The sequence below is a fragment of the Pseudomonas sp. C2.3V genome (assembly GCF_058536325.1).
Genome location: NZ_JBZUBN010000001.1, coordinates 3,512,611 through 3,528,467, shown reverse-complemented (window position 1 = coordinate 3,528,467; position 15,857 = coordinate 3,512,611). Strand labels below are relative to the sequence as shown.

Here is a 15,857-nt window from a genome sequence, read left to right as displayed (position 1 = left end):
AAGTAGGGAGAGCGGCCGCCGTGGCCGTCTGATAGGTGATGTTGTTAGGTTCTTTTCAATGCAAGAGTTGCATTGACCTGCTTCAGGTGCGAAGTAGTTAGCGTCTCGCTTGTCATAAAACACGTTGAATCAAGGCGTTTTTCCCGTTTTCGAGCCATGCCGGTCGTCTGGCCAGACAAATTTCAGGCGACTCCTGCGGGTCTAGTGCTTACCGCATGATGACTGTCTGCTAGAGGTTTCATGAAACGTACGTCTGATAAAACGCTTCCTGTGCTGCTTATTGTAGTCGCCGTGCTTGTCCTGGCGCGACTGGCAGCACCTTATGGTATCCACCGCTACGTAGAGCAGACGCTCAACGAAATACCGGGGTATCGAGCCACCATCGAAGACGTGGACGTCAGCCTGTTGAAAGGCGGCTACACGCTCAAGAACGTTCGGATCGAAAAGTCCAACGGTGCAGTGCCGGAGCCGTTCTTCGAGGCTGAGCGCATCGATAGCTGGACCCAATGGGGAAAGTTTGTCGATGCAAAACCTGTGGGACTGATGCACATGTATCGCCCGGTGCTGACCTTTGTACTAGCAGATAGCGAAAGTCATAGTCAGACTGGAATCGATTCGAGCTGGTTGCAACAGGTCGATGCCTTATCGCCGCTACCGCCGAATCAGTCGGAAATCCATGATGGAATAATTCAATTGATCGACAAGCGTCCAGAACGCCCCGTGACGCTTTACATCAGTAACATAGAGTCGGTTACTCGTAATCTGGCCAATGCAGACAATGTCGATGATCCGCTCTGGGCAGAATCAGAAATGACGGGTAATCCCATGGGGGCCGGCAGCATGACGACCCGCTTGCGTCTGGATGGTCTGTCGCCCAACCCGACGTTTGAGATGGACAGCGCAATCGATGATTTGCCGCTCAGCCGGCTGAATGATTTTTTCCGGGCTTATGCCAATATCGATGTAGAGCAGGGCACGCTGTCTTCACGAACACACGTCTCGGCGCAACAGGGTAACTTCACGGCCTATACGAAGCCCCGGTACGAAAACCTCAAAATGGTTTCGCTGGAAAAGGACGTAAAGGAAAAAGGCGTCTTGGGCACTCTGAAGGAAGGCATCGCCAGTGTGGCGGCCAAACTGACTGATCAGGATGACCCACAGGATCCGGACGACGGGGTCACGTTGCGGTTGGCAGGCGTCATTAATGCGAATGAGCTTCGGCTCGATCCCAAGGCATCCTTCCGGCAGCAGTTTATCGACTCGGTGGTACCAGGGGCTCATTAGCCGGGCGGCAAGGCGAAGGGTGCTTTCGCCTTGCCTGCCAGTCACTGATCAATGCCCGCCAGGCCCTGCCGGATATCGTCGGTATTGGCGGGACGCACCAGACGAGAGATTTCCTGGCCGTTTCGAAAGAAGATCAGCGTAGGCCAGAGCTTGACTTTGAAGGAGCGGCCTAGTCGCCGGCCGCTGCCATCCTCGATCTTGAGATGACGAATAGCTGGGTGATCCTGGAAGGCTTGCTCGATCAAAGGTTGTGCGGCCCGACAGAAGCCGCACCAGGGCGCGCCGAACTCGATGAGCGTGGCACCTTCGAGCGCATCGACCTCATTGCGGCTGGGCTCCTGCGCAGCATAGGTAGTGTTCATGGCTATAAGGGGACTCCTGAAGCGTCAAGGGATACCTTACAGCAGACCACCGATCGCCAGGGAATATCTCGAAAGCCGTTGCCATGTCCTACAGCGATATAGCAAAAGGCTTACACAGCATTACCACAGTTGGCGCTATGACGCTGCCGGGCCTGTGCGTAATCTACACATATCGGACAGCAGCGCAGGACGCGCTCATACGAAGGTCAAGGATGATGACCGAGCCAGGATGGCAAACTCGATAAGGACATTGAGTCCGGTCAGAAAACCCCGCTTAGGCGGGGTTTTTGTTTGCCTGCTAAAAAGTACCGCGCATGAAAAAGCCCGCCGAAGCGGGCTTTCCAGTATTACCGCGTTACAGCTTGAAGCGTGCCACCATGGTGTTGAATGAGGTCGCCAAGCGGGACAGTTCCTGGCTTGAGGCGCTGGTCTGGTTAGCCCCTGCGGCAGTCTGGGCCGACAGGTCCTGGATGTTGACCAGATTACGGTCGACCTCCCGGGCGACCTGGGCCTGCTCTTCGGACGCACTGGCAATTACCAGGTTGCGCTCGTTGATCTGCGATACACCTTCGGTGATCCGGGTCAGCGCATCGCCGGCAGCAATCGCCAGGCTTTGGGTGTTAGTGGCCAGCGACTGGCTCTTCACCATGGCTTCTACTGCCTGATCCGCCCCGGCGCGTACCGTACTGATCATGCTTTCAATCTCTCCGGTGGAGGCCTGTGTGCGATGGGCCAGCGCACGCACTTCATCGGCTACCACGGCGAAACCACGACCCTGCTCACCGGCACGGGCCGCCTCGATCGCGGCGTTCAGTGCCAATAGGTTGGTCTGCTCGGCGATGGCACGGATCACGTCCAGCACCTTAGCGATATCGCGCACCTGACCAGCCAATGTGCCAACCTTGTCAGTGGAGGCGGTGATTTCCGATGTCATGACATTGATGGCCGTTACGGCTTCCTGTACCTGATTGCGGCCGGTCATGGCGTCCTGGCTGGTGGCCTGAGAAACTTCGGACGTCGAAACGGCGTTACGTGCCACTTCTTCCACCGCAGCGGTCATCTCGTTGACTGCCGTGGCGGCCTGCTGGATCTCGTCATTCTGGCGAGTCAGTCCCTGGGTACTTTCCTCGGTTACCGCACTGAGCTCTTCGGCTGCCGATGCCAGCTGATGGGAGGCATGGGCAATTTCCTGCAGGGTGTCCTTGAGGCTGCCCTGCATGTTGGACAGTGCCACCAGTAGCTGACCGGTCTCATCCTGGGTATGAGCCTGAATATGCTGGGTCAGATCTCCTTGGGCAATGCGCTTGGCGTTATCCACCGCCGAATGCAGCGGGCGAGTAATCATGCGAGTGATCAGAAGACCCAGACCAATGGCCAGGAAGAAGGCGATGATAATGCCCGTGAGCAGCGTCAGGTTGGCGCTTTTCTGCGTATGCATCGCATCGGCGGCACTTTCTTCGCTCTGCTTGATGTTGATGGTCAGAATGTTCTTCAGCTCGCCAACAGCCTTGCGATAAGCCGGATAGGTCTCGCTGTTGGTTATCTTCACAGCGGTCTCAAGCTCCCCCCGACTTAGTGCCGAGATGACTTTGTCCACGCTGGCAGTATAGGCGGGCCAATCGTTGGCAAATTTGTCGCCTTCGGCCTTTTCCTCGCCATCCAGAGGGGTCGCTCGATAATCCACGAATGCTTTATCAACCGTCCCGCCGTTCTCTTTCAGCGAGTCCAGGGCTATTTGAACTTCGGCGGGTTCCGCATTCGCGGCCTTGAGTGCCAGCACTTTGTAGAGATCGCGGTTATGGGCAATGGCGTTTCGGTAGAGCGTGTTGATTGCTAGTACCGAGGCCAGATCGTTGTGGATGGCGTTGTCCAGATCATCGGAGAGCGAGTCGATGCTCTGTTTGCCCAACAGGCCGACCGCCAAGGTGATCAGTGCGCATAAAAGAAAGGCAATTAGCAACTTTGTTGCAAGTCTTGCATTGGCAAACCAGGCCATGGTGTGTCCCTGAAATAAAGGTGAGCGAGGTCTGAACATCATCGCTCTAGCATGAGTAATCAAACGTATTTAGTGGGCGTAGGGCATCGTTTAGCTGGGTTACGCCCATTGCTCACCCTTCGTCATACATCGACTGGAAGGCGGGAAACTTGAGTTGTAATGAGGGATGGTTGGCGAAATGCTGTTGAAAGGATGGCATTTATATCGCGCTGTTCTACAGTTCTTTAGTCAGACTATTTGCTTCGTCCTCTCTAGGGTGGGCGTTTGACGACTTCCTCTAACAATCACAATAAGGAATGCAGAATGGCTTTCGCGCGTCGCGAATTTCTTACTGTTTCACTCACCTCGGCCGCAGCGCTGGCGGCTGGCAGTGCGCTGGCAGCTACCAATACCCCCTCCGGCGATCCGTTTGGCCTCACCCGTGACTGGAACGGGACACCGGCTACCGTCATGCCTGATCCTGCCTGGGAGATTCATGACAAGGCATTTACCGGGCGGCTGGGCAATGCGATGGTAGAGCGCCTCTGGAGCGGCGGTCGCTGGACGGAAGGCCCCGTATGGATGGCGGATTGGCGCTGTCTTCTCTTCAGTGACATTCCTACCGGGCGAATCCTGCGCTGGAATGAGGATGACGGTCGCGTCACGGTGTATAGCGCCCAGTCCAATAATGCCAATGGCCATACGCGTGACCGGGAAGGACGGCTGATCAGCTGTGAGCACGACAGTCGTCGGGTAACTCGCCTGGAGCATGACGGCACAATCACGGTACTGCTGGACGCGTTCCAGGGCAAAAAGCTCAACGCGCCGAACGATGTGGTCGTTGCGGCTGATGGCGCCGTCTGGTTTACCGATCCGGGCTATGGAATCCTGGGGGCATACGAAGGCCATAAGGCAGACTTTGAGCTGCCGACCAATGTCTATCGCATCGATTCACAAAGTGGCGAGGCCCAGGTGGCCGTGGGAGATTTCCAGCGTCCGAACGGTATCGCGTTCTCACCCGATGGCAAGCGCCTGTATGTCAGTGATACGGCCGGCGGCGGTGATCCGAGCAAGCCCTGCCATCTGCGGGCGTTTAACGTGGGCGAGGGCGGCAAGCTCGATGGGGGGCGTGTCCTGATCGATGCAAAGAATGGTGTAATCGATGGATTCCGCTGCGATAGTGATGGCAATCTCTGGTGCAGCTGGGCTGGAGATACGGCTAACAACAGTGTTCGCGTCTTTTCGCCTGAAGGCCAGCCACTGGCTACCCTGCATCTGCCGGAAACAGTGTCCAATGTGGAATTTGGTGGGCCTAAGGGCAACCGCCTGTTCATTACGGGTGGGCAGTCACTCTATGCCACCTATGTGAATGCAACAGCTGCCCGTCACAGCTGAGCGGCATGAGGTTGGCCAAGCGCAGAATGCCGTCGCGCCTGGCCAAAGAAGGTTACAGGCCGAACGGGTAGGTCTCGTCTGCCGAACCTGCCGCTTCCGAATCGCCCAACGGCGTAACGGCCTGGGTTTCCTCAATCCAGACGAAGGCATCGAACTGATCGGCCAGTACCGTTTCGAAGTAGTGGCTCATGCGCTCGGTTTCAGGTCGGTAGATGACGCCGATGGCGCGGTTGAGATTTAGCTCACCCAAGGCCTCACGCAGATCCTCTCGCCGGAAGTCCCGCCAATCAGTAAGAGACACCGGTACACCCGCCTTCAGGAAGCGATGTTCCCAGCTGTCGTGACGGGAAGGACGAACCTGCTTGATATACATCTCGCCATCCCAGTCGTCTGCTGCCGCGACGGTTCCCCGGTCAGTGCCCATACCAATCAGGACGGCCTCCCGCTCGTAGGCGCTGCGGCACAGCTGACCAATATTGAATTCACCGCGCCAGCCCATGGCAGTCGCATCGGCATTACCCACATGGGAGTTGTGTGCCCAGACAATGGCCTTTGCCTCCGGGCCACGGTGCTCCAGAAGGGTTTGCAGGGTATCGAACATATGTCGATCACGTAGATTCCAGGAGGCGACCGAACCGCGGTACATCGCCCGATAGTATTGCTCTGCCGCCCGGACCACTCGAGCGTTCTGCTTGGCGTTGAACAAGTCTTCTTCATCCTGCGCAAGCTCTTCAAGCCGGGTGGAGAGCAGGCTGTGCAGCTGGTTGACGACTGCGTCTTCGCAGGAGTCCTTTCCGGCACGCTCTACTAGGTGGCCATAGATAGCCGGCTCGTCCTGCCAACGGGAAAGACAGCTATAGCGCTCCCGGGCCTGCTTCGCTAGTTCCGGGTCGGTTTTGCCCAGGTAATCCAGCACCTCGGCGATGGAGTTGCGCAGGCTGTAGACATCCAGGCCACGAAACTCTACCCGGTCCTCAGGGGCTCGTTGCTCGTTATAGCCGCGTAGCCACTGTGTAAAGACTTCTACGTCCGTATTACGCCACATCCAGGTGGGGAAGCGCTTGAAGCCCGTTGCCTTCCAGTCATCGTTTGTTCGCCCGCGCACGTAGCGATCTATGTAGCCGGCGTCCGGCCAGTCCGCTTCGACGGCCACGATCGAAAAACCATGGTGCTCGATCAGGTGGCGGGTGATGGCGGCGCGGGTCCGATAAAAATCGGATGTGCCGTGACTGGCTTCGCCGATCAACACCACCCGTGCATCGGCGTAGCGATCGAAGAGAGGGCCAAAATCAGGGCTTTCCAGGTCCGGAAGCGGTTCTGCATAGCGCCTGAGCATGTCGATCGTGTGTTGATCCGAGGTGGATGATCGACGCAGGAAGCGTTGCAGTCGTTCTCTGGCCGGTGCGCTCATGGTTGTTACCTCGCGAATGCAGTGAGGCCCTTTATCCATGGGCGGTAGGGTACGGTCATGCCTATATCAGAGACAGGGCTCGGCAGGGGGATGTTCCAGCCATGCGACCAACGCACTGGCGTCCAAACCAGTCATCGGCAGGGGCTCCGCTTCGTTGCGACATTATTACAGACGCACGGTCAACCGAATTCATCCTGCAATCACGAGGAGGACCTCTATGTCATCCAATGTCGAGGTGTTGGACCGAACTATTCAGCAAACGAACCTGTGGCTTGACGATATCGCCACGCACCTGGGCGCTCCTGATCGACAGACGGCTTATCATGCCTTGCGCGCTGTACTGCTTTCGGTACGAGACCGTATCGGAATCGATAACGCGGCTCACCTGGCTGCCCAGTTGCCCCTCATGATTCGCGGTATTTTTTATGAGAACTTCCATCCGGCGGGCACACCCACCCAGGAAGAAACCCAGGACGCCTTCCTGAAAAAGATCAGCAGCCTTGTATCACCCTCGATCGATCTGGATCCGCACAAGGCGGCCAAGTCGGTGCTACGTGTCCTGTATGAGCGTATAGACCCCAACGAAGTCGCCAAGGTCGCCAGCCTGTTCCCCATGCCGCTGCGTAGCCTTTGGCCGGAAGACACCGGTGTGCCCGGCACTCGGGAAGGGGAAGCGTAAGATGCACATCAACGTTGAAGAGCTGGACCAGTCCGTAAAGCAGGCCTTGCAGTGGATCGCGGACGTCGATGAGCGTATGGGAACTCGAAACCGGCGTCTTGCCATGACCTCTTTGCAATGCACGCTGCAAGCGGTCCGTCGGCAGCTCGATCCTGATCAGGTCGCGCGTCTGGCCAAGTGTCTACCCATTCCATTGAAGGGGGCCATGTTCGAGAACTGGCGCCCAGCAGCACCTAGTCCGGCTACAAGCCGTAGCGAGTTTTTGGGCCGCATTGAGGAAACTGTGTTTCGCAACCTCGACATTTCGGTCGAGCGCGGCGTCAAGGCATCCCTTGAAGTGATGTGCAAGAAAATACCGGCTGAAGTCGTGGCCGAGTTTGCCGGACGCCTGCCATTCGACCTGCGCAGTTTATGGAGCAATGAGCCCTTGCCCTATCCAGGACACGGAGCGGTTTGAGTTTTTTCTAGGTAATTGACTCAATGCGGCTCAAGCTCTGGCAAACCGTGTCGATACAGTGATCAGGCAGGCAGCTTTCCACCCTCCTTCGCTGCCTGACTTCTTTTTCTGCCCCACCTGTTGGGGCTTTTTTTTGCCCGTTAAAAGGCACGGACCATTGCGCTCAGGACAGCAGGCAGAACGCTGTGCTAGTGGCTCGCGGCTCCTCTGCGGCCCGCCCACATCACGCACCACAGTGGGAGGGGAAGGGTAGTGATCAGCAGAACCCACAGCAGGGTGTATACCGAGTCGACGCCTTCGTTTTGCAGGTTGATGAACAGCTTGACTGGAATCCCCTGCGGGAAATAGCTAAATACCAGCACGATGCCAAACTCGCCTATCACCCTTACCCAGGTAATGGCCAATGCAGCGGCCAGCCCGCGGGCTGCCTGGGGTAGGGTGAGCCGCAGAAAGATCTGCCAGGCACAGGCACCCAGCGTTCTACCGGCTTCTTCGGTCTCTACCGGCACCTGCTCAAATGCCGAGCGAGCCGACAGTACAAAGTAGGGGAGTCCGCCGTAAATTTGTGCCAGGACAAAGGCGGCTGCGTTGTTATTGAGTTCAAGGCCAATGGCAGAGAGCACTTCCCCCAGCGAACCATAGGCTCCGTAGGCAGATACCAACAGGATACCCAGCGCCAGGGGCGGCGCCAGCAGGGGTACGAGAACAGCCACTTCCACTGCGCCTCGCCACACGGATCGAGTCCTGGCCAGCCATACGGCCAGGGGCAGGCCAAGCAGAATGATTATCGGCAATGAGATAGCGCTCATGCCCAGTGATACGGCCACTGCCTGGCCATCGCCATAGGCAAGGTGAAAGCCTGACCAGGGCGTGACCAGTACCAGTGTCATGAAAGGGATGATCAACAGAAGGACCGCCGGTATCCCCAACCAGAGCGCGTTCAACTCAGATCGACCCACCTTTCGGGCGGTCATAACCGTTTTTCTCGAACAGCGCCTGGCCTTCCGGACTCTTCATGAACGCAATGAATTGTTGAGCCTGTTCAGGATGAGGTGCGTTTTTTAAGACGGCGGCATAGAACACCAGCGGCTGGGTATGGAGTGTCTTACGCTTGCCTTGCGGGTCGGTAATCTCAAAGGTGGCCTGGTTGTACCAGTCTGCCTCCATGGCCGGATTGCTCAGATTGATCTCGTCCGGCAACTTGATATAGGGCAAACCGGCTGAGCGCGTAGCACTTTCATAGCCGGAGGCTGCGTCGACCTGACCGGCTTCCAGCCGCGTCAGCAGCCCTCCTTCGGCAAATACCTGCTGCGGATTTCGCGTGTTGCCCAGTACCTTTTCAGCCAGATCAGGCTGATGGTAATACCGGCTGGCCAGCATCAGCGTGAAGATAATGTTTTGTCCCTGGGGGTCGGTTACCGGATCGGTGCGGCCAAAGCGCAGTGATGGTGTCTGCAGGACTTTCCACCAAGGAGTCGCCTGCGTCGGATTTTCACTAGCGGCGCGAAATGCCTCGGCATATTTTCCCTTCGGGTTGTAGGCGATCACCATGCTGGTACTGGCGACCGGTTCGGCGGTATCGACCAGCCCGGCCTTTTGCAGAACGGCAATCGGCCCAGGCGTGATGGATACAAAAACGTCCGCTACCACTTTCCTGGACGCCAATAAGTTAGCCATGCCATAGGCGCCCTGGCCTTGTCCCTGGTAATTGACCTGTTCACGTTGCGCGAAAGCCGGGCCAAGCGACTTATCCATCACCACGCCCATCGACCCTGCATAGGTCACACGAAAATCATCAGCCGCATGGGCAGGGGAGGTCGAGAAGAGGAGCGACACAAGTGTAACGCCCAGCAGGCGTGAAGGAATAAGAGCTTTCAGAGTGAGGTTCATCTGCATAATCGCTATATAGTTAGCTATATAGCGATAAGGATTTTCAACGCGCTGTCAATGAACGTGACGGCGCCAGCGCTGAACGTGCTTGAGGCCACCTGTCCGAAAGCGGTTGGAAGAGCACCTTTTTGCAGGCAATAAAAAACCCGCCGAAGCGGGTTTTGCTGACCATACTCGACATCCCTGGCAAGCTGCCATCCTGGCGTGGTCATTCATCCTTGATCTCCCTGAGCGCTTCCTGCGCTGCAGTCCGATGTGTGTAGATTACGCAGGATAAGGCGCGGGCAATAGCGCTGACTACAGGCATGCGATGTAAGCCTTTTGCTATTGCGTGAGTAAGACGCCTGTAAGTCGACCGTTAGGGCTTCTTCTCGTCAGAGGCTCTGGCAGCGGGTGCCAGTTCCTGCTTGACGCCCTGCTCGCTGGCAGGGCTGGACACGGCGCCTTGCGCCTGCTCGTTGGTAGGCTGACTGCCAGTCTTGTTGTCTTCGGAAGTCTTTTCACAAGCGGCCAAGCCAAGTGCACTGGCCAGCAAGACGGCAGAGGCAAGAGTCTTGTGCATGATGTTGTCCTCGGATGGGTGCGTTATTTCGAGCCTGCACCCGAAGGCGAGTTCCGGAGCGATCCTCCGGCACTTTCGCCCATCTGCTTTAATGACGTAACGATGAATAGAGGGAATGCTGCATGAGAATCGCATGGATACTACTGTTGGTGACAGTGGCAGGATGCTCGAAAGTGTCTACCCCAACGGAGTCCGCAGATACCCCGGACTGGTTAAAGGCCAGGATCAAGTCGTTACAGGCGCTGCCTGAGGCCAATCCACCCAGACGTATTTTCAGGACGACGTTTGAGGGAGAGACCGCTTATTACGTTTCTCCGGCCTGCTGTGACATACCCAGTGAACTCTACCGGGTTGACGGTACGTTATGGTGTTATCCCAGCGGTGGCATCGCCGGTGGTGATAGGCGCTGCCCTGCGTTCAGTCTGGATCGCCAGCGCATGGAGCCTCTCTGGCAGGACGATCGCTCCTCCAAGGCCAGCCGCACGCCTGCCAGGAACTAGGGTGCCGTTGTACTCTTGAGCCTGAACATCGGCAAAAGTGATTGCCCGCGTACGGATCCTGGCGGCTACGGCCTTGAAATACCGTTTAGCTGATCTATTCCTCAGAAATATTCTAGACGGCTGTGTTTGTTTTGGCCTGTGGTAGACTAGCCAACTCTTTGTTTTTAAAGGAAATCAAGAGGCATGCCCATGCCGAATCGGTATAGGGCAGATAGGAGCGGCATTAGACGGTAGTGTCTCGTCAGCCAATGATGGCCGCCTTTTTGCGCCAATTCTCTTTTTCTGGCGCCTTCCATTACAACGCCAAAACTAGAACAACGGGGATATACATTCATGTCCAAGCCCAAGCTTAGTCTTGCCTGGCAGATTCTCATCGGTCTTGCCCTGGGAATTGCAGTCGGAGCGCTTCTCAACCACTTCAGCGGCGAAAAAGCCTGGTGGATCGACAATGTTCTCAAGCCAGGCGGCGATATCTTCATTCGCCTGATCAAGATGATTGTCATACCCATCGTGATCTCCACCCTCATCGTAGGCATCGCCGGGGTAGGGGACTCGAAAAAGCTGGGGCGCATCGGCCTCAAGACCATCGTGTATTTTGAGATTGTCACCACGATTGCCATTGTGGTGGGACTGATGCTGGCCAACTTCTTCCAGCCTGGCTCGGGAATCGACATGTCTACCCTGGGTACGGTGGATATCTCCCAGTATCAGAAGACCACGCAGGAGGTTCAGCACGACCATGCGCTCGTAGCGACCATCCTCAACTTGATTCCTTCCAATATCTTTGCTGCGGTGGCCCGTGGCGAGATGCTGCCCATCATCTTTTTCTCGGTGATGTTTGGACTGGGCCTGGGCGCGCTACCTGACAGTACGCGTGAGCCCGTGGTTCGTGTGTTCCAGGGCATTTCCGAAGCCATGTTCAAGGTTACACACATGATCATGCGCTACGCGCCCATCGGTGTGTTCGCGCTGATTTCGGTAACCGTGGCCAACTTTGGTTTCTCCTCGCTGCTGCCGCTGGCCAAGCTGGTGATCCTGGTTTATGTCGCCATCCTGTTCTTTGCCCTGGTGGTGCTGGGGCTGGTGGCCAAGCTGTTCGGCTTCTCGGTCATGAAGCTGATCCGTATCTTCAAGGACGAGCTGATCCTGGCGTATTCCACGGCCAGTTCCGAAACCGTACTGCCGCGTATCATCGAAAAGATGGAAGCCTATGGTGCGCCCAAGTCGATCAGCAGCTTTGTGGTTCCGACAGGGTATTCCTTCAATCTGGACGGCTCGACGCTGTATCAGAGCATTGCCGCCATTTTCATCGCCCAGCTCTATGGCATCGATCTGAGCCTTGGTCAGCAGCTTCTGCTGGTCCTGACCCTGATGGTGACCTCCAAGGGCATCGCCGGTGTACCGGGTGTGTCCTTCGTGGTGCTGCTGGCTACCCTGGGCAGCGTGGGTATTCCATTGGAAGGTCTGGCATTCATTGCCGGCGTGGACCGCATCATGGACATGGCGCGTACGGCCCTGAACGTGATCGGTAATGCCTTGGCGGTTCTGGTCATTGCCCGTTGGGAAGGTTTGTACGACGCTGAAAAAGGCGAGCGTTACTGGAACTCCCTGCCGCATTGGCGTCATGATAAGACGCAGGCATACGGCAACATGACCAAGTCGGATATTGCACAATCCTGATCGAAAAGAAGCCGCTGAAAAGCGGCTTCTTTTTTGGGTGCAGATTGGTGACCGGCCCGTTTTTCGTCTGTCAGGATACCTTGCTGAGCGAGATGAACCCGATGTTTTCCAGGGCCGAAGCGATCATGGCACCGGTTTCTTCGAGTTGGCTGGCAAGGTCATCGCTCGAAACCCGCATTGACCACTCTTCCTCTTCAAGCGGCGGCCAGGGTTGTTCAGGGCTGGCCTCTACCTGATCCACTGCATTCAGGAAGGCACCTAGGTCTGGCAGGAAAACGGTATAGCCATCCCCCTTGAGCGCCATGGTACGAATGCCCAGCAAACGGCAGATTTCCGCCTTTGCGCCTACTTCTTCGCGGTCCGCCTGCCGGGAGCGCTCGATCAGAGCTGCCAGCTCTGTATCCATGAGGCGCCCCCCATGAATCAGCTCAGGGCCGGACTGCCAGGTTTCAGGCGCGCAGTCCTTTAAATCCGGGCGCAGCGGAATATGCGGATTGATTTCCATGGGGTAGATCCGGCAGACCAAGGGGCGACGCTCATAGATCGAACAGCGATTACTGTCGTCCAGGTTGCGGCACGGGCCAACGTTATACGCGGCGAAGGTGATAGAGACGTAGGCCTGTGTATTGCCGCAACGAACCGGTAGCGAACGGCGTTGTACATGCTCACGCTGGTTGACAGGCACTCCGTAGCCATTGTCCAGAAAGCCTTCGACCAGAATGATCAATTGGCCGCCATCGGTTGCCCAGGCCTTGGCTTCCTGAAGCGTCAAAGGGACGTGATGATCGTTGCAGCACTTGCCGCAGCCGTTACAGGCGAATCGAGTATTCATGTCGGACCCAGAACTGGTTGAACGAGCGGCGGAAAACAGGCACCGCCGCCAGGAAAACCTCTTCCGAGCAATTAGCGCGCCAGCCTTGCAAGGGCTGGCGAACCTGTTAGTGCTCGATCATCTCGCGGATACGAATGGCCAGCTTTTCCACGGCAAAGGGTTTGGTGACCATTTCCATACCGGGCTCCAGAAAGCCGCTCGCCAGCGTCGCGTTTTCAGCATAGCCGGTGATGAACAGAACCTTCAGGTCGCTGCGTAGCTCGCGGGCGGCATCAGCCAGCTGGCGACCGTTGAGGCCGGGCAAACCAATGTCGGTGATAAGCAGATCGATAGGCTGGGATGACTGAATGATCTTGAGCCCGGACGGTCCGTCATGGGCTTGCAAGGCCTTATACCCCAAGTCCTTGAGGACCTCGACGATCAGCTCGCGAACAATGGGCTCGTCCTCGACAATCAGCACCGTCTCGCCGTGCTCGGTGCGGTAGGCGTCGGTCAGGCCTGTTTCTTCACGATCCTCTTCGTGCGAGCCCTGAAAGCGCGGTAGATACAGTTTTACCGTTGTACCGATGCCTACTTCAGAATAGATAGTGGCATGGCCCTCGGACTGGCGAATAAAGCCATAGATCATCGACAGGCCAAGCCCCGTACCTTGTCCGATGGGCTTGGTCGTGAAGAAGGGATCAAATGCTCGCTCAATGACTTCCCTGGGCATGCCGACGCCGGTATCGGTTACGGAGATGCACACATACTGTCCAGGCTTTATATTGCGTTGCCGTGACGTATAGGCCTGATCCAGATGGGCATTGCAGGTTTCGATCACGAGACGGCCGCCGTTGGGCATGGCATCGCGCGCATTGATCGCCAGATTGAGGATGGCGCTTTCCAGCTGGTTGGCATCGCATAGGGTGATCCACAACCCGCCCGCAGTGACCATCTCCATCTGAATGCTCTCGCCCAGGGTGCGATGCAGGAGGTCTTCCATCGAGACAACCAGCTTGTTCACATTGACGGGCTTGGGGTCCAGCGGCTGTCGGCGTGCAAAGGCCAGCAGGCGATGAGTCAGCGCGGCTGCCCGGTTGGCAGAGGTCATCGCGGCCTTGGCGTAACGCTCGATAGCCTCGACACGGCCCTGGGCCAAGCGGGTCTGCATGATATCGAGCGAGCCGATGATGCCGGTCAGCAGGTTGTTGAAATCATGGGCGATGCCACCCGTTAGCTGTCCCAACGCTTCCATTTTCTGCGACTGACGCAAGGCTTCTTCAGCCATTCGCAGCGCTTCGGCCTGCTCCTTTTCTGCGGTGATTTCTCGACCTACGGCATGGATGAGTGTGCCATCCGGAACGGCAATCCAGGACAGCCAACCGTAGCTGCCATCCTTGCGCAGGTATCGGTTTTCGAAGCGCATGGTGGTGATTCCCTTGGCGAGACTTTCTGTCTCGGCCAGGGTGCGCTGCCTGTCATCAGGATGGGTAAAGTCGAAGTAGGAGCGGCCAATCAGCTCCTTTTCGTTCCAGCCAAACAGTGTTTTCCAGGCCGGGTTGGCCGCCGTAATGGTGCCATCGAAGCGGGCCACCAGCATGACGTCTGTTGACAGTCGCCACATCCGGTCCCGGTCGGCGGTGCGTTCGGCTACCTGCGCTTCCAGCGTCTCGTTCAGCTTGCGCAGTGCCTGCTCCGCCTCCAGGCGCTTGAGTACGGCCCCGGCCGCGCGCGCCAGCGCTTCAAGCGTAGCAATCTCGGCCGGTTCAGGCGTATGGAGTCTGGCCCAGTACGCGCCGATGGCAGCGGTAGCGCGTCCATCGCTGACCAAGGGCACCATCACGAGGCTCTTTATGAAGGTAGGCGTGTAAAAGCGTTTGATCAGCCTGGGATCATCCTGCACATCGGGAATCACTGCTGTTTCCAGGTGAGTCATGGCCCAGCCGGAGATGCAGTCGGTAATGGCGAACCGTTGACCCTTCCACAGCGGTTCAGGCGTGATCTCGGCAGCGTAGAAACACTGATCGCCTTCGCGCAGCACAATCGCGACCCCATCGGCATTGGAAAGCCGACGTGCTGCATGACTCACGATCTCGATCAGCTCCTCCAGCGTGTGGGCGGAAGGTGCTTTCTCGATGGCCTCGGACAGCAGCTCTAGGCGATTGCTGCGCTCATGTGCCAATTGCTCGGCCCGCTTGCGTTCGGCCAACTCGTTCTGGGCTTTGCGGAAGAGACGGGCATTGTCTATGGCAATGGCCGCCTGACCGGCAATGCCATCCAGCAGGTATTCGTGCTCTTCGGTAAACATGCCGGGCTCGGCGTGGCCAAACAGCATGCCGCCCAGTACCTCGCCGGAGCGTGAAACCACCGGGACGGCCAAATAGCTGCGCACTGGCAAATGCCCTTCAGGCATTCCAGCATGGGGGGCGCTTTTTCCGTAACGGGGGTCTTGGGTGATGTCATCAGAGCGTACGATGCCCTCGCCCTTGAAGGTTGGCGCAAAGACGGCGGTGTTACGCGGCATGGGAAAATTAGCAAACGCTTCGCGCGGTACACCCGACAGCGCATACAGCATGTAACTTTCACCCTGCTCGTTCAGCACGTTGTAGAAGAACGCGCCGAACTGCGCATGAATCAACGCAACGGCTGCATCGGTCGCTTCCTGCACCAGCTTGTCCAGGTCCAGTTCGGCGGCCAGGCGGGCACCAATCCGGTTGAGGATTTCAAAGCGATCCACGTCTGGAGTGAGCGCATCCTGCGGCCTGATTGAATTGAGTTCGACATCCAACATGTAAACGGCTCTACAACGGGGCAGGCAGAAACAAAGCCGCCGGCTAGCGGGACCTTGGGT

Annotated in this window: 14 protein-coding genes and 1 pseudogene; 6 read left to right on the top strand and 9 right to left on the bottom strand. The window is 57.2% G+C overall.

Going from position 1 to position 15,857, the window contains the following annotated elements; translation table 11 throughout:
• Positions 1-240 precede the first annotated feature (240 nt).
• Positions 241-1,284 carry a DUF748 domain-containing protein gene (locus AC4LF3_RS16810; protein WP_010795759.1) on the top strand — a complete coding sequence of 348 codons (1,044 nt, stop codon included), beginning with the start codon at positions 241-243 and terminating at the stop codon, positions 1,282-1,284.
• Between the two features lie 41 nt (positions 1,285-1,325).
• Here the strand turns inward: AC4LF3_RS16810 and AC4LF3_RS16805 are convergent, their stop codons facing one another.
• The 3 genes and pseudogenes from AC4LF3_RS16805 to AC4LF3_RS16795 form a co-directional block, all read right to left on the bottom strand.
• Positions 1,326-1,652, bottom strand: coding sequence for a thioredoxin family protein (locus AC4LF3_RS16805; protein ID WP_491836317.1), 327 nt, complete (start codon positions 1,650-1,652; stop codon positions 1,326-1,328).
• A gap of 349 nt (positions 1,653-2,001) precedes the next feature.
• Positions 2,002-2,865: a methyl-accepting chemotaxis protein gene (locus AC4LF3_RS16800; RefSeq protein ID WP_409438611.1), complete on the bottom strand. Its 864-nt coding sequence runs from the start codon at positions 2,863-2,865 to the stop codon at positions 2,002-2,004.
• Positions 2,860-3,642, bottom strand: a pseudogene (locus tag AC4LF3_RS16795) (MCP four helix bundle domain-containing protein); the annotation flags it as partial. The gene AC4LF3_RS16800 and the pseudogene AC4LF3_RS16795, both read right to left, overlap by 6 nt.
• 303 nt (positions 3,643-3,945) lie before the next feature.
• Here AC4LF3_RS16795 and AC4LF3_RS16790 point away from each other — a divergent pair.
• On the top strand, positions 3,946-5,016 hold the full coding sequence (locus tag AC4LF3_RS16790; protein WP_491835916.1) for an SMP-30/gluconolactonase/LRE family protein: 1,071 nt from the start codon (positions 3,946-3,948) through the stop codon (positions 5,014-5,016).
• A gap of 52 nt (positions 5,017-5,068) precedes the next feature.
• Here the strand turns inward: AC4LF3_RS16790 and AC4LF3_RS16785 are convergent, their stop codons facing one another.
• Positions 5,069-6,427, bottom strand: a complete 1,359-nt coding sequence (locus AC4LF3_RS16785) for an erythromycin esterase family protein (RefSeq protein WP_491835914.1) — start codon at positions 6,425-6,427, stop codon at positions 5,069-5,071.
• Between the two features lie 217 nt (positions 6,428-6,644).
• Here AC4LF3_RS16785 and AC4LF3_RS16780 point away from each other — a divergent pair, with 217 nt between their 5' ends.
• Positions 6,645-7,106, top strand: coding sequence for a DUF2267 domain-containing protein (locus AC4LF3_RS16780; protein WP_122041646.1), 462 nt, complete (start codon positions 6,645-6,647; stop codon positions 7,104-7,106).
• 1 nt (position 7,107) lies between these two features.
• Positions 7,108-7,563: a DUF2267 domain-containing protein gene (locus tag AC4LF3_RS16775; RefSeq protein WP_122041647.1), complete on the top strand. Its 456-nt coding sequence runs from the start codon at positions 7,108-7,110 to the stop codon at positions 7,561-7,563.
• A gap of 188 nt (positions 7,564-7,751) precedes the next feature.
• On the opposite strand, the gene AC4LF3_RS16770 is transcribed toward AC4LF3_RS16775, so the two are convergent.
• The 3 genes from AC4LF3_RS16770 to AC4LF3_RS16760 all read right to left on the bottom strand — a co-directional run bounded on the left by AC4LF3_RS16770 (position 7,752) and on the right by AC4LF3_RS16760 (position 10,015).
• Positions 7,752-8,537 carry a molybdate ABC transporter permease subunit gene (locus AC4LF3_RS16770; protein ID WP_173869037.1) on the bottom strand — a complete coding sequence of 262 codons (786 nt, stop codon included), beginning with the start codon at positions 8,535-8,537 and terminating at the stop codon, positions 7,752-7,754.
• Positions 8,509-9,453 carry an extracellular solute-binding protein gene (locus AC4LF3_RS16765; protein ID WP_491835911.1) on the bottom strand — a complete coding sequence of 315 codons (945 nt, stop codon included), beginning with the start codon at positions 9,451-9,453 and terminating at the stop codon, positions 8,509-8,511. Before AC4LF3_RS16765 ends, AC4LF3_RS16770 begins: the two co-directional genes overlap by 29 nt.
• 358 nt (positions 9,454-9,811) lie before the next feature.
• Positions 9,812-10,015, bottom strand: coding sequence for a hypothetical protein (locus AC4LF3_RS16760; RefSeq protein ID WP_010795748.1), 204 nt, complete (start codon positions 10,013-10,015; stop codon positions 9,812-9,814).
• A gap of 122 nt (positions 10,016-10,137) precedes the next feature.
• Between AC4LF3_RS16760 and AC4LF3_RS16755 the strand changes: the two genes are divergently transcribed.
• Together AC4LF3_RS16755 and gltP are read left to right on the top strand one after the other, a co-directional pair.
• Positions 10,138-10,515, top strand: coding sequence for a DUF6970 domain-containing protein (locus tag AC4LF3_RS16755; protein ID WP_010795747.1), 378 nt, complete (start codon positions 10,138-10,140; stop codon positions 10,513-10,515).
• Positions 10,516-10,848: 333 nt separating this feature from the next.
• Positions 10,849-12,195: a glutamate/aspartate:proton symporter GltP gene (gene gltP / locus AC4LF3_RS16750; protein WP_010795746.1), complete on the top strand. Its 1,347-nt coding sequence runs from the start codon at positions 10,849-10,851 to the stop codon at positions 12,193-12,195.
• Between the two features lie 70 nt (positions 12,196-12,265).
• Here the strand turns inward: gltP and AC4LF3_RS16745 are convergent, their stop codons facing one another.
• Positions 12,266-13,027: a YkgJ family cysteine cluster protein gene (locus tag AC4LF3_RS16745; protein ID WP_010795745.1), complete on the bottom strand. Its 762-nt coding sequence runs from the start codon at positions 13,025-13,027 to the stop codon at positions 12,266-12,268.
• Positions 13,028-13,133: 106 nt separating this feature from the next.
• Positions 13,134-15,797: a GAF domain-containing protein gene (locus tag AC4LF3_RS16740; protein WP_491835909.1), complete on the bottom strand. Its 2,664-nt coding sequence runs from the start codon at positions 15,795-15,797 to the stop codon at positions 13,134-13,136.
• Between the last annotated feature and the right edge of the window lie 60 nt (positions 15,798-15,857).